This window comes from Pseudomonas sp. VEM90, from assembly GCF_054611535.1.
The window spans coordinates 26,903-40,047 of the sequence record NZ_JBTRAR010000005.1 but is presented as its reverse complement, the minus strand read 5'-3'; the positions used below and the strand labels follow the sequence as shown (position 1 = coordinate 40,047).

General features: G+C 60.9%; 14 protein-coding genes. 9 read left to right on the top strand and 5 right to left on the bottom strand.

Features of this window, described 5'->3' with window-relative positions; translation table 11 throughout:
* Positions 1–41 precede the first annotated feature (41 nt).
* A complete protein-coding gene (locus ACYCCG_RS06985) occupies positions 42–917 on the top strand; it encodes a carboxylate/amino acid/amine transporter (protein WP_459669875.1) in 876 nt (291 codons plus the stop codon).
* A 42-nt stretch (positions 918–959) separates the two neighbouring features.
* Here the strand turns inward: ACYCCG_RS06985 and ACYCCG_RS06980 are convergent, their stop codons facing one another.
* Positions 960–2,258 (bottom strand): mechanosensitive ion channel family protein, encoded by a 1,299-nt coding sequence (locus ACYCCG_RS06980; RefSeq protein ID WP_459669872.1) that lies wholly within the window; start codon positions 2,256–2,258, stop codon positions 960–962.
* A 103-nt stretch (positions 2,259–2,361) separates the two neighbouring features.
* Here ACYCCG_RS06980 and ACYCCG_RS06975 point away from each other — a divergent pair, with 103 nt between their 5' ends.
* A complete protein-coding gene (locus ACYCCG_RS06975) occupies positions 2,362–3,723 on the top strand; it encodes a DEAD/DEAH box helicase (protein ID WP_012051553.1) in 1,362 nt (453 codons plus the stop codon).
* A 71-nt stretch (positions 3,724–3,794) separates the two neighbouring features.
* Here ACYCCG_RS06975 and ACYCCG_RS06970 read toward each other — a convergent pair whose 3' ends face one another.
* Positions 3,795–4,067, bottom strand: a complete 273-nt coding sequence (locus ACYCCG_RS06970) for a hypothetical protein (protein WP_339534903.1) — start codon at positions 4,065–4,067, stop codon at positions 3,795–3,797.
* A 469-nt stretch (positions 4,068–4,536) separates the two neighbouring features.
* Here ACYCCG_RS06970 and ACYCCG_RS06965 point away from each other — a divergent pair, with 469 nt between their 5' ends.
* The 5 genes from ACYCCG_RS06965 (at position 4,537) to ACYCCG_RS06945 (ending at position 7,988) form a co-directional block, all read left to right on the top strand.
* Positions 4,537–5,025, top strand: a complete 489-nt coding sequence (locus ACYCCG_RS06965) for an Hcp family type VI secretion system effector (protein WP_176685194.1) — start codon at positions 4,537–4,539, stop codon at positions 5,023–5,025.
* Positions 5,026–5,034: 9 nt separating this feature from the next.
* Positions 5,035–6,009 carry a hypothetical protein gene (locus ACYCCG_RS06960; RefSeq protein ID WP_339443842.1) on the top strand — a complete coding sequence of 325 codons (975 nt, stop codon included), beginning with the start codon at positions 5,035–5,037 and terminating at the stop codon, positions 6,007–6,009.
* Positions 6,006–6,383, top strand: a complete 378-nt coding sequence (locus ACYCCG_RS06955; RefSeq protein WP_339443844.1) for a hypothetical protein — start codon at positions 6,006–6,008, stop codon at positions 6,381–6,383. The genes ACYCCG_RS06960 and ACYCCG_RS06955 overlap by 4 nt, the downstream gene beginning before the upstream one ends.
* A gap of 177 nt (positions 6,384–6,560) precedes the next feature.
* Entirely contained in the window at positions 6,561–6,956 is a 396-nt protein-coding gene (locus ACYCCG_RS06950) for a transcriptional regulator (protein WP_176685197.1), read from the top strand.
* A gap of 105 nt (positions 6,957–7,061) precedes the next feature.
* Entirely contained in the window at positions 7,062–7,988 is a 927-nt protein-coding gene (locus tag ACYCCG_RS06945; protein ID WP_176685198.1) for a DMT family transporter, read from the top strand.
* A 100-nt stretch (positions 7,989–8,088) separates the two neighbouring features.
* Here the strand turns inward: ACYCCG_RS06945 and ACYCCG_RS06940 are convergent, their stop codons facing one another.
* Positions 8,089–9,261 (bottom strand): MFS transporter, encoded by a 1,173-nt coding sequence (locus ACYCCG_RS06940; protein ID WP_176685199.1) that lies wholly within the window; start codon positions 9,259–9,261, stop codon positions 8,089–8,091.
* 105 nt (positions 9,262–9,366) lie between these two features.
* On the opposite strand from ACYCCG_RS06940, the gene ptrR reads away from it, so the two are divergent.
* On the top strand, positions 9,367–10,260 hold the full coding sequence (ptrR, locus tag ACYCCG_RS06935; protein ID WP_176685200.1) for a putrescine utilization regulator PtrR: 894 nt from the start codon (positions 9,367–9,369) through the stop codon (positions 10,258–10,260).
* Between the two features lie 124 nt (positions 10,261–10,384).
* On the top strand, positions 10,385–10,513 hold the full coding sequence (locus tag ACYCCG_RS06930; RefSeq protein WP_256122388.1) for a PA1414 family protein: 129 nt from the start codon (positions 10,385–10,387) through the stop codon (positions 10,511–10,513).
* 127 nt (positions 10,514–10,640) lie between these two features.
* Here the strand turns inward: ACYCCG_RS06930 and ACYCCG_RS06925 are convergent, their stop codons facing one another.
* Complete coding sequence (locus ACYCCG_RS06925) at positions 10,641–12,020, bottom strand: sodium:solute symporter family protein (RefSeq protein WP_176685201.1); 1,380 nt, start codon at positions 12,018–12,020, stop codon at positions 10,641–10,643.
* A gap of 152 nt (positions 12,021–12,172) precedes the next feature.
* A complete protein-coding gene (speB, locus tag ACYCCG_RS06920) occupies positions 12,173–13,123 on the bottom strand; it encodes an agmatinase (protein ID WP_129932884.1) in 951 nt (316 codons plus the stop codon).
* Positions 13,124–13,145 lie beyond the last annotated feature (22 nt).

Sequence of the window (13,145 nt, the reverse complement as noted above, 5' to 3'; positions counted from 1 at the left end):
CAACCCGCTAAGGTCGCCGCCTTGATTCACGAGAGGCAACCATGGGCTACCTGATAATCGTCGCGCTGATCCAGGCGTTTTCCTTCAGCCTGATCGGCGAGTACCTGGCCGGGCACGTCGACAGCTATTTTGCGGTGCTCGCCAGGGTGCTGCTGGCCGGCCTGGTGTTCCTGCCGCTGACCCGCTGGCGTCACGTCGAGCCGCGCTTCATGCGCTGGATGCTGCTGATCGGCGCGTTGCAGTACGGCATCACCTACGTCTGCCTGTACCTGAGTTTCCGCGTGCTTACCGTACCGGAGGTGCTGCTGTTCACGATCCTCACGCCGCTACACGTGACCTTGATCGAAGATGCCCTGAACCGGCGCTTCAACGCTTGGGCGCTAGTGGCCGCGCTGGTCGCCGTGGCCGGCGCCGCCGTGATCCGCTTCGACAGCATCAGCGGCGAGTTCTTCATCGGCTTCCTGCTGCTGCAACTGGCCAACTTCACCTACGCTGCCGGCCAGGTGCTGTACCGTCACCTGGTCGCTCGCTACCCCAGTGACCTGCCACACTACGCCCGCTTCGGGTACTTTTACCTCGGCGCGTTGCTGGTGGTGCTGCCGGCCTTCTTGCTGTTCGGCAACACTCAGCACCTGCCGAGCACGGATGTGCAATGGCTGGTGCTGCTGTTCCTGGGCCTGTGCCCGACGGCGCTGGGGCTGTACTGGTGGAACAAAGGTGCATGCCTGGTTTCTGGCGGTACGCTGGCGGTCATGAACAACCTGCATGTGCCGGTAGGGCTGCTGCTGAACCTGTTGATCTGGAACCAGCACGAGCCGCTGGGGCGGCTGTTCATCGGTGGGGGGATCATCCTGGCGTCGGTGTGGCTGAGCCGCCTGGGTGGGCGCGCACAGGCGCCGCTGGCCGGCAAGGCCTGACGCGCCCTTTGATCCGGGGGCTGCTAGGCAGCCCCGGCACTCTCAAGCTTCGCTCACTTCTTCCAGGCGATGCGGCAGCGCTTCAACCGAGCGCCCCGCCAACCCCACCCGCATGTCATTGCCACTCGGCTGCTGATACAGGCTCAAGCCGAACTCCGGCAACACTGCCAGCAGGTAGTCGAAAATATCCCCCTGAATCCGCTCGTACTCTTCCCACGCCGTGGTGGTAGTGAAGCAGTAAATCTCCAGCGGCACGCCTTCGGCCGTGGTCTGCATCTGCCGCACCATGCAGGTCATGTTCTTGTGCACGTTGGGGTGGTTCTGCAGGTAAGCCAGGGCAAAGGCACGGAAGGTACCGATATTGGTCAGCTTGCGGCGGTTGGCCGACAGCTCCGCCACCGGCCCCAGCGCCTCGTTCCAGCTCTGCAGTTCCTGGCGCTTTGCGGTCAGGTAGTCACCCAGCAGCCGCACCTGGCTCAGGCGCTGCTCTTCTTCGCGGGAGAGAAAGCGTACGCCGCCGGCGTCGATGAACAGGCTGCGCTTGATCCGTCGGCCACCGGACTGCTGCATGCCGCGGTAATTGCGGAATGACTCGCTCATCAGGCGCCAGGTGGGGATGGAAACGAGGGTCTTGTCGAAGTTCTGCACTTTCACCGTGTGCAAGGTGATGTCTACCACGTCGCCATCGGCGCCTACCTGCGGCATTTCGATCCAGTCACCCACATGCAGCATGTCGTTGCTGGTCAACTGCACGCTGGCGACGAATGACAGCAGGGTGTCCTTGTACACCAACAGCAGCACCGCCGACATCGCACCCAGGCCGGACAGCAGCAACAGCGGCGAGCGGTCGATCAGGGTGGCGACGATGACGATCGAGGCGAAGATCCACAACATCAACTTGGCCAGTTGCACGTAGCCCTTGATCGAGCGGGTGCGGGCGTGTTCGGTGCGGGCATAGATGTCGAGCAGGGCATCCAGCAGGCACGACAGCGCCATGGTCATGAACAGCAGGGTAAAGGCCAGGGCGACATTGCCGAGGAAGTGCTGGGCGGTGTCGGACAGCTCAGGCACCAGCTTCAGGCCGAATTGCAGCACCAGTGACGGGGTCGTTTGTGCCAGGCGGTGGAATACCTTGTTGTGGCGCAGGTCGTCCAGCCACTTCAGCGCATGCTGACGGGCCAGCAGGCGCCCGCCTTGCAGTACCAGGAAGCGCGCCAGGCGGCCGACTATCAGGGAAATGAGCAGCAGTGCCGCCAGGCCGATGGCGGCGTGCAGCATTGGATGTTGGTCGAGGGTGCCCCACAGGTCGAGGGAATCACGCCAGAGTTGTTGGATATCCATGGGCTTGCGTACAGTCTTGTTGCGAAACGAAGCTGTATTAGAGCGCGGATAGCGACAAAGTTGCCAAAAGAAATTCGGCTAAGGCGGCAGAAAACGTTACCCTATGCAACTGAATTTCCCGCACTTGTCTGAGGTTACCTCCGTGTTCTCCCAATTCGCCCTGCATGAACGCCTGCTTAAAGCCGTGGCCGAGCTTAAATTTGTCGAGCCAACCCCGGTGCAGGCCGCGGCCATCCCCCTGGCCCTGCAAGGGCGTGATCTGCGTGTGACTGCGCAGACCGGCAGCGGCAAGACGGCGGCCTTCGTACTGCCGCTGCTCAACCGTCTGGTCGACCTCAGCGGCCCGCGTGTCGAGATTCGCGCGTTGATCCTGCTGCCGACCCGTGAACTGGCCCAGCAAACCCTCAAGCAGGTGCAGCTGTTCTCGCAGTTCACCTACATCAAGTCGGGCCTGGTTACTGGCGGCGAAGACTTCAAGGAACAGGCCGCCATGCTGCGCAAGGTGCCCGACGTGCTGATCGGCACCCCGGGTCGCCTGCTCGAGCAGCTCAATGCCGGCAACCTCGATCTGTCCCACGTGCAGGTCCTGATCCTGGACGAAGCCGACCGCATGCTCGACATGGGCTTTGCCGAAGACATGGAGCGCCTGTGCAAAGAGTGCGAAAACCGCGAGCAGACCTTGCTGTTCTCGGCTACCACCGGTGGCGCGGCCCTGCGCGACATCATCGGCAAGGTGCTGAAAGACCCTGAACACCTGATGCTCAACAGTGTCTCGCAACTGGCTGAAGGCACCCGCCAGCAGATCATTACCGCCGACCACGACCAGCATAAAGAGCAGATCGCGCAGTGGTTGCTGGCCAATGAAACCTTCGACAAGGCGATCATCTTCACCAACACCCGCGCCATGGCCGACCGCATCTACGGTCACCTGGTGGCCAAGGACGTGAAGGCCTTCGTGCTGCATGGCGAAAAGGACCAGAAGGACCGCAAGCTGGCCATCGAGCGCTTCAAGCAGGGCAGCTCCAAAGTGCTGGTGGCGACCGACGTGGCAGCCCGTGGCCTGGATATCGACGGCCTGGACCTGGTGATCAACTTCGACATGCCACGCAGCGGTGACGAGTACGTCCACCGTGTGGGCCGTACCGGCCGTGCCGGTGGCGAAGGCCTGGCGATCTCGCTGATCACCCACAACGACTGGAACCTGATGTCGAGCATCGAGCGCTACCTCAAGCAGCAGTTCGAGCGCCGGGTCATCAAGGAAGTGAAGGGCACCTACAACGGGCCGAAGAAGGTCAAGGCCTCGGGCAAGGCGGCCGGTAGCAAGAAGAAAAAGGTCGAGAAGAAGACTGGCGACAAGAAAGCTGCCGCCAAGCGCAAGCCTACTGCCAAGCCGAAGGCCAACGCGCCTCTGGCCAGTGCTGACGGCCTGGCGCCGCTGAAGAAGCGCAAGCCTGCTGCTGAATAAGACTCACGCCGGCCCTTTGCAGAAGCGACGCAAGTTCGCATCTGCGAAGGGCGTGCGCAGGCGACGAACGATCACTCCGCTTTTTTCTCTGCCTGTTTCAACTCCTTGATCCGCTGGTCGATCAGCTGACACTTGTCGGGCAAGTCCTTGCTCGCCGTCCCCAGATCCATCCCCTGAAGCTCATCATTGATCTCCTTGGCCTTTTGCGGGTTCTGCTCGGTCAACTGAGTGACCAGCCCGGCCAGCTCCTCACGTTTCTGCGTTGCTTCTTCACGTGTGCATGCCCAAGCGGGCAGGGCGCAGAGCAGGGCAGTGGCACAGGCTATGGGCAGTAGCGGTTTCATCCTTCCAACCTCCGGCGGTGGTGATGCCCGGTGGAGGGCTGTGGGGGCAGGGAAGTTCAGGGCTTGCGACCGATGGAAGATTTCTTTGGTGGTGGTCCTTGGGAGACCGAGCGCCGCGCGGGCGGCGCTCGATTTGCGCAATCTCCAATCTCCCCACACACAATCCGCAGCCCTTTTTCCCCAGTATCGCGTGCAGAGATTTTTTGTCGTCACAACGGTCTTGGTCGAGATCTAAAAATTTGCTCGAACCCTTTGAGAGCGGGCTGACTTCATCGGCAAATCTGTAAGCAATTTCCCAAAGTAGCCTTGTTTGCTCGCGTTCTATTGCCCCGCCAGGTGTGGGGAGCTAGGGTCAATCGCACCTGAGGGCACGCAGCGCAATCCGCCCTTCGCCTTCGGGAACAACCTCAAGACGGCGATCTCGAAATGCCGTCGTTATCAGCCCAATCCTTACCAAGGAGAGGTAAGCATGGCCTTCGATGCTTATATTCAAATCGCAGAGATCACTGGCGAAGCACTGGACGAGCAGTACGCCAACTGGATCGAGATCATCGGCTACAAGTTCGGCGCCAACCAGAGCACCTCTGCCACCGCAAGCTCCGCGGGCGGCGCATCTTCCGGGCGGACCACGCTCACCAACTTCACCTTTACCAAGTATCTGGACAGCGCCAGCTGCAAGCTGCTTGAGGCCAGCTGTGCCGGCCAGCACCTGAAGGAAGTGAAGCTGGTGGTGTGCCGGGCCGGTACCGAAAAGCTCAAGTACTACGAAGTCATTCTCGAAGAAGTGATCATCGCCGATTACGCCCAGAGCGCCAGCGCCGGGGTGCCGATAGAAGTGATTCAATTGAACTACGGCCGCATCAAGACCACCTATACGCGGCAGAAGCGCCGCGACGGCAGCGCGGGCGGCAACGTGACCGGCGGCTGGGACCGCATCGCCAACAAGAAGTATGCGTGAGGTGCGACCATGTCCGAGGCACGCAGCTTTATCAATCCTCAGGCGCAATCGTTTGAGTCGCTGAAGGCCGGCACGCCCATGTCGGCCAATCAGCGGGCCAAGTTTGATGTGCTAAATGCGCATATCGCCAATGGCGTGGTTGTTGGAGGGGAACTGGTGATTGTTGGTGACCCCAGTACGCCATTGTGTACGAGCCATGAGGCTTTTTTAATGGCGAAGGCAGCGGGAATACATCATCAGCTGGAGGTCAATGGTGCTGGGGTGGATGACTTCTTTCTGGACAACTACGAGATGCTGAAAAGTTTCCTCACCCACGCCTCCATGGGGGCTGGCGCTGTAAGCGATGGCTGGAGTAGGCACCTTGAGTCGATCAAGAAGACCCTGGAAGATATTGAGGTCTTACATCGTCAATATTTGAGAGATGGCACATTTAAGGGGCGTAATGAGTTTTATGCCAGGCGAATGACCTTATTCATGAAGCTAGAAGAGCAGCTGAATAAATTGGCTGCGCACGGTTCAGGCCTGCGAAATAGAGGTTCGGTGAAGAGAGTCCTCGAGATATCAACCAAGAGCTACCTGCATACGGGTGAGATTGCTGGGTACGCCGAGAAGATCGCAGGAATCTCGAGAGCAGCCAATTTGATAAAGAAGGGTACTTATATCGGCTTGGGGCTCGACGTGGCTTCAACAGGGCTGAGTATCCATCATGCATGTACCTTTGGACGCTCTGAAGACTGCAGAAAGGCTAAATATGTGGAAGGCGTCTCTCTGGTTGGCAGTACGGGGGGATCGATCACTGGCGGGGCGATTGGTGGATTTCTAGGGGGAACTGGTTGCGTGCTTTTCCTTGGAGTGACGACAGGCGGTCCGGGGGCTCTCGCGTGCACTGTCATTGGCGGTGCCGTGGGTGGCGCTACAGGCGGTTCGATCGTAGGTGATATCGGTGAAATGCTTGGTGAGTTGATATATGAGGTGGCGCAATGATTGAGTTCGACGCCAGGTGGTTAGGCCTTCCCTTGATGGTGGCTATGTTCATAGTCATATTTATATGGGTTTATGTCTCGGTTCGCTATGTGAGTCAAATAGAGTCGTTGCTTTCTAATAGTTTGATGGTTTCTGGTAATAAAAAGATTTTTGGTCATGCAGGTTTGGTAGGTAAAGTGATGCGTACCGGCTCGGCATCCGTGATGTTGTCGATGAGGGCGATTTGCGTTCGTAAAGGCCTTCTAGACGTTCAGGATGTAAAAAAATTTCCTGGTGGATTGCGCCGCATGCTGGTTAGCTTGTGGTTTCTTCATGTCGCTATTTTCTTGTCGCTCATTGGCCTTTGGAGCTGGTTGAAATTGGGGGGTTATTAAATTTCGTGTCTGGACAGGAAAATTTGCGCCTATCGTAGTGTTTTCAGCGCCTGGGAGACCGGGGCGCCGCCCGCGCGGCGCGCAACAACGCCAGCGCTAAGCGCTTCGGAACGCTTGGCAACCTTGGCAGGTCCCAACCTGTGTACCCCTTTTCGTCCACAGCAGGAGCCCATAGCCATGAGCATCGCCTACGACTGGGACCTGATCGAACGCTTGCTGCACGAAGTGCAGAACGGCGCCGGTCACAGCTTCACGCCCCGCCCCTATGCCGAGCAGCATGCTGCTGCACTGGCCGCCAAGGGTGAGCCGGTGGGTGACCTGGATCACCTGAAAACCCGTGCATGCGAGTATGAAAAGCTGCTATTCGAGCGCGGATTCATTGAATGCCGGCCTGAAGAGGACGGCGGCAATGGCGAAAACTTCGTCCTGACCGAACGCGGCTCGCGCTTGATGAGCCTGATCGACAGCAGCATCCCCGGCTTCGAGCACCCGCGCCAGGTGCTGGATGAGCAGGAGGATGCGCTGGACGAAACGACGTTCGAACAGGTATCTGCGAAGGCACAGATTGCTTGAGGTCGTTTTAAGGCTGGCAAGTGCAGCGTTCAAAACCCGATAATCGGTAGCTTCTGAACGCTGCCGAGCCTTGCCCATGCCTACGATCACCCCAGAGGCCCGCTTATGAGCGCGGTCCGCAAGAACCCTGATGCCTTTGCCTTCCAGGTAATGCTGGGGCTTTGCCTGATCTGGGGCTGCCAGCAGGTACTGATCAAGACCGCCGCCGTCGACATCGCGCCCGTGATGCAGGCAGCACTGCGCAATGGCATTGCCGCTGTGCTGGTAGGCCTGATGCTGTGCTGGCGGGGAGGCTGGGAGCAGGTCGGCAGCACCTGGCGCGCTGGGTTGCTGGCGGGCGGGCTGTTCGGGGTGGAGTTTCTGTTCATTGCCGAAGGGCTGAAACTGACCTCGGCGGCGCATATGTCGGTGTTCCTCTACACCGCGCCGGTATTTACCGCCTTGGGCCTGCATTTTCGGCTATCCAGTGAACGCTTGCGGCTGTTGCAATGGCTGGGCATTCTGCTGGCCTTCGGCGGCATAGCCATGGCCTTTGCCGGTGGCACTTCGTTCGAGCACATGGACGGCCGCACCTTGCTGGGTGATGCCTTTGGCGTGATCGCCGGGCTGGCTTGGGGCGCGACTACGGTGGTGGTGCGTTGCTCACGGCTATCGGAGGCGCCGGCAACCTTGACCCTGTTCTATCAGCTGGCGGTCGGGTTTGCCGGGCTGCTGCTGATTGCCCTGGTCAGCGGGCAGATCGGCGCGGTGTCGCTGACGCCGCTGGCTATGGGCAGCGTGTTGTTCCAGGGGATTGTGGTGTCGTTCGTCAGCTACCTGACCTGGTTCTGGTTGCTACGCAAATACCTGGCGTCGAACCTCGCGGTGTTTTCCTTCATTACCCCGTTGTTTGGGGTGACCTTTGGCGTTTTGCTGTTGGACGAGCCGCTCAGTGCGAATTTCGTGGTGGGGGCGTTGATGGTGTTGCTGGGTGTGATCCTGGTAAGTGCCGAGCCTTGGGTGAAACAGCAATTGCGGCGGTTGGTAGGGTGATGCGTTGCCTATACCGGCCTTTTCACGGGCAAGCCCGCGCCTACACAGCCGTTGTAGGCGCGGGCTTGCCCGCGAAGAGGCCGGTACAGACTGCATCGATTCAGGATGCAACCTTGGCCTGACAGGCGCTTCCCTGTTGTGCATTACCCGGCAACTGGACCAACCCGCCAGCCACCGCCAACCCGCCCGCCGCCAGCATCAATGCGGGTTGCAGCCCGCCGCTGTAATGGCTGCTGAGCGCGGCCAGCAGCGGACCACTCAACTGCCCCAAGGCAAAGCACGCGGTCAGCAGCCCGGCATTGCGCTGTGTGGCATGTGGCGCCAACTCGCGCGAGCGTTGCATGACCAGTTGCATGCAGGCCAGGAATGGCCCGCCACACAGCGCAACACCCAGCGCCAGGCCGGTCCCTCCACCCATCAGGCAGGCCAGCACACCCAGCCCTTGCAACCACAGGGTGACGGTCAACCAGGTTGAAGTGCGACCGCCACGGCGCACGCTCACCAGCAGGACGCCCAGCGCCGCCGCCAGGCCAAACGCCGGCCAGAACAGGTCGGCCAGCCACTGCCCGCGAAACTGCTGATTGGCCATCTGTGACAGAAAGGTAGCTGGCAGGATGTAGCCCATGCCATACAGGCCATACACCAACCCCAGGCGGCCAGTGCCGACACTGCGCGTCGGGCCTTGTCGTACTGGCAACTGAGTCGGCGCGGTTTGCAATGCCCGTGGCAACCATGGCCGCACGGCCAACAGCATCACCAGGGCAGCCACGGCATAGATCAGCCACAGCGCTGCCGAGCCCAGTCCCTGCACATGTGCGGCCATTGCCAGTAGCCCGGTCACGGCAATACCCAGGCCGGGCCCGGCGAATACCAGCGCTCCCAGGCGTTGGCGGTTGTGCACATTGGCTACCTGCTGGCTGAGGCTGGTGATCATCACCAGCACCCAGGCGCTGGCTACGCCTGTGCCAAAGCGCAGCAGCAGGTGGCCCCAGAAGCCGTCGGCAGCCCACGAGGCCAAGGTCAGCAGCACACACAGCCACAGCCCCGCATGCAGGCGCAGGCGTACCTGGCCTGGCGAGCGGGCGAACATGGCGTCCACCGCGCCCACGAAATAGCCCAGGTAATTGGCCGCCGCGACCAGCCCGGCGACTGTCAGGTCGAACTGGCCTTCGGCAATCAGTTGTGGCAGTTGCGGGGTGAGGGCGAAACGACCGATGCCCATGGCCATCATCAGCGCCACGGCGCTGGCGAGCAGTTGAATGAGTGGCGACATGACAGGTCTCCTGCGCAGATAAAGTGATGGCTGGCAGGTTAGGGCGCTTTTATTTTCAATAAAATTGAATAATGATGATCAAGTTGTTCTGTTTTGGAGAATGCTGTGGAATTCAGCCAACTGCGTATCTTTCAGGCCGTGGCCGAGGAAGGCTCGGTTACCCGTGCCGCAGAGCGTCTGCACCGGGTGCCATCAAACCTCTCCACGCGCCTGCGCCAGCTCGAGGAGCAGTTGGGCGTCGAACTGTTCCTGCGCGAACGCCAACGCCTTCAGTTGTCGCCAGCAGGCAAGGTGCTGCTGGACTATGCCAACCGCATGTCAGCCTTGCGCGACGAAGCGCTGGGCGCCGTGCGTGGCGGTCAGCCGGCTGGGGACTTCGTGCTGGGGACCATGTACAGCACGGCGGCGACCCACCTGCCGGGGTTGCTGGCGCGCTATCACCAGGCTTACCCGCAGGTGAACCTGCAAGTGCGTGCTGCACCCAGCGGCGAGTTGCTTGAAGGGCTGCTGAACCACACCCTGGATGCTGCTCTTGTGGACGGGCCACCGAGCCTTGCCGGGCTGGATGGCGTGCCGCTGTGCGATGAGCAACTGGTACTGATCACCAGTCCCGAGCACATGGCGGTACGCACCGCCAAGGACGTGGCGGGCAAGGCGGTGTTCACCTTCCGCCAAGGCTGCTCGTACCGCATGCGTCTGGAGGCCTGGTATGCCCATGCCCATACGCCGATGGGGCGGGTGATGGAGATCGAGTCGTACCAGAGCATGCTGGCCTGTGTGATCGCGGGTGCGGGTGTGGCGATGATGGCCCAGTCGATGCTCGACAGCCTGCCTGGACGTGATCGGGTGAGGGTGCACCCGCTGCAGGCGCCTTTCGATCAGGCGGTCACCTGGCTGATGTGGCGCCAGGGTATGCGCGGGGCTAATCTGCAGGCATGGATCGACCTGCAACAAAGCGAAACGATTAACCAGTCGTCGGAATGCGCCGCCACGGCTTGATCCGCGTCAAAATGGCCCTTATCTGTAGGAACAGAGGCATGCGTAATACAGGACATCGGGCTATGATCTGTATGAAACATCGCAGGATTGATTCGCCGTGAGGCTGACCCGTCAAGGGGGCATTATGAATAAACCACTGTCAAACTGGCTCCACGACCTGGCCGTCGCCTTGGGGCTGATTCCACCACCCCTGCAGCCGGTACCGATCCCGACTGATGAAGAGCAGCGCAAACGTCAATCGCGTCGTCGCTGATTAACGACAGAGGCCGCTGCACCCGAGTGTGTGCAGCGGCCTTTTTGTGTCTGTTGATTGTCTATTGCCTGTACTGGCCCTTTCGCGGGCAAGCCCGCTCCTACAAGTGAAAGGGCCGGTACAACGGTCAGGCCAGCTTCACCGCCGCTACTGACTTGCGCGACACCAGGCTCACCACTACAAAGCTCACCAGCCCTACTGCCAAGCTGTAGTAGATCGGCGTATTGGCTTCCATCCCGTCCATGAACATGAACAGCAGAGCGGTGGCAAAGCCCAGCGACATGCTGGCAATCGCGCCTGCGGTGGTCGCACGCTTCCAGAAGATCGCCCCGATCAGCGGGATCAACATGCCGCCGACCAGCAGGTTGTAAGCCAGGGTCAGGGCGTTGATCACATCATTTACCACCAGCGCGATGCCCAGCACCACCAGGCCAGTGAGCAGGGTGAACAGGCGGCTGGTACCCAGGCTCGACTGCTTGCCGCCACGCAGCTTGGGCAGCAGGTCTTCGGTCACGGTGGTCGAGGCAGCCAGCAGGCCGGCACTGGCGGTGGACATCATCGCCGCCAGGGCCGCGGCCATCAGCAGGCCACGGATGCCATCGGGCAAGGTGGTCTTGATCATCTCGGCAAAGGCGTTGTTCGGGTTGGCCAGGTCGGGCATCAGCACGTGTGCAGCCATGCCAATCGCCGCACAGGCCAGGCCATACAGCACGCAGTACACACCAGCGGTGGTACCGGCACGCTGACAGACCTTTTCGTCACGGGCGGTGAACACCCGCTGCCAGATGTCCTGGCCGATGAGGATGCCGAAGAAGTAGATCAGGAAGTAGGTGATGATGGTGTCCCAGCCAATGGTAGTCAGCTGGAAGCTGGCCGCTGGCAATTTGGCCACCAGAGTGTCCCAGCCACCGGCCTTGTACAGGCACACTGGCAGCAGGATGAACATCAGGCCGACGGTCTTGATCACGAACTGGACGATATCGGTCAGGGTCAGCGACCACATGCCGCCGATGGTCGAGTACAGCACTACCACGCCACCGCCGAGCATCAGAGAAGCCCAGAACGGCAGGTCCAGCAGCACCTGCAGGACCGTGGCCATGGCCAGGGTCGAGGTGACCCCGATCATCAGTGCATAAGCCAGCATGATGACGGCGCTGGCCTGGCGTGCGGTGGGGTTGTAGCGCTGTTCCAGCACCTGGGTCACGGTGAAGATGCGCAGGCGCAGCAGCGGTTTGGCGAGGAACAGGTTGATGGCGATGATGCCCATGCCCAAGGCTGCGCACAGCCAGAAGCCGGAGATGCCGTGGACGTAGCCCAGGCGCACGGTGCCGACGGTGGAGGCGCCACCGAGTACGGTGGTGGCCATGGTGCCCATGTACAGCACCGGGCCGAGATTGCGCCCGGCTACCAGGTAGTCTTCATGGGTTTTCGCGCGGCGCATGCCATACCAGCCAAGCCCGAGCATGCCGGCGGTATAGATCATTACAACAATGATGTCCAAGGCCATTGGGGTCTCCCGATTATCTTTATTATGGCGAGATCGACCACGCGGGCGGGGTTCATGGCGCCCGGCGGTCCTGTCGTGTGTTGGCGGGCCTCAGTGGCCCTCCCTCATGGCTCCTGCCGGGGTGTAACGGTTTTAGGCTCTGTATGAAAAGCCTAGCGACGCACCACGCCCGGTAGCACGCAGAGCATCTCGAACAGCAGGTTGGCACCGAGCAGCGAGGTGTTGCCGGTGGTGTCGTAAGGCGGGGAGACTTCGACAAGGTCACAGCCGATCAGGTCCAGGCCGTGGCAGCCGCGAATGATCTCCATCGCCTGGATGGTGGTCAAGCCGCCGATTTCCGGGGTTCCGGTACCGGGCGCCCAGGCCGGGTCGATGCCATCGATGTCGAAAGACAGGTAAACCGGGCCACCGCCGACTTTTTCCCGCACTTCGGCCATCAGTGGCTCCAGTGACTTGTGCCAGCACTCTTCGGCCTGGACCACGCGGAAGCCCTGGCGACGGCTCCAGTTGAAGTCATCGGCGGTGTAGCCCTGTGCGCGCAGGCCGATCTGCACCACGCGCTCACAGTCGAGCAGGCCTTCTTCCACGGCGCGGCGGAAGGTGGTGCCGTGGGCGATCTTCTCACCGAACATGTGGTCGTTGACGTCGGCGTGGGCATCGATGTGCACCAGGCCGATCTTGCCGTGTTTCTTGTGCAGTGCGCGCAGGATCGGCAGGGTGATGGTGTGATCGCCCCCCAGGGTCATGGGAATGACGTTGTGCTCGACGATCTCGTCATACGCTTCTTCGATGATGCGCACGGCGTCCAGCAGATTGAAGGTGTTGATTGCCACATCGCCTATATCGGCGACCGACAGCGAGTCGAACGGGGCGGCACCGGTAGCCATGTTGTACGGGCGGATCATCACCGATTCGGCGCGGATCTGCCGTGGGCCGAAGCGAGTGCCGGAGCGTAGCGAGGTACCGATATCCAGTGGTACGCCGATGAAGGCAGCATCCAGGCCTTCGGCGCTTTGCAGGTGGGGGAGGCGGAGCATGGTGGCGATGCCGCCGAATCGCGGCATTTCATTGCCGCCCAGTGGTTGGTGGAGAGTCTTGTCCACGGTGGGCCTCATCAGTCGGTCG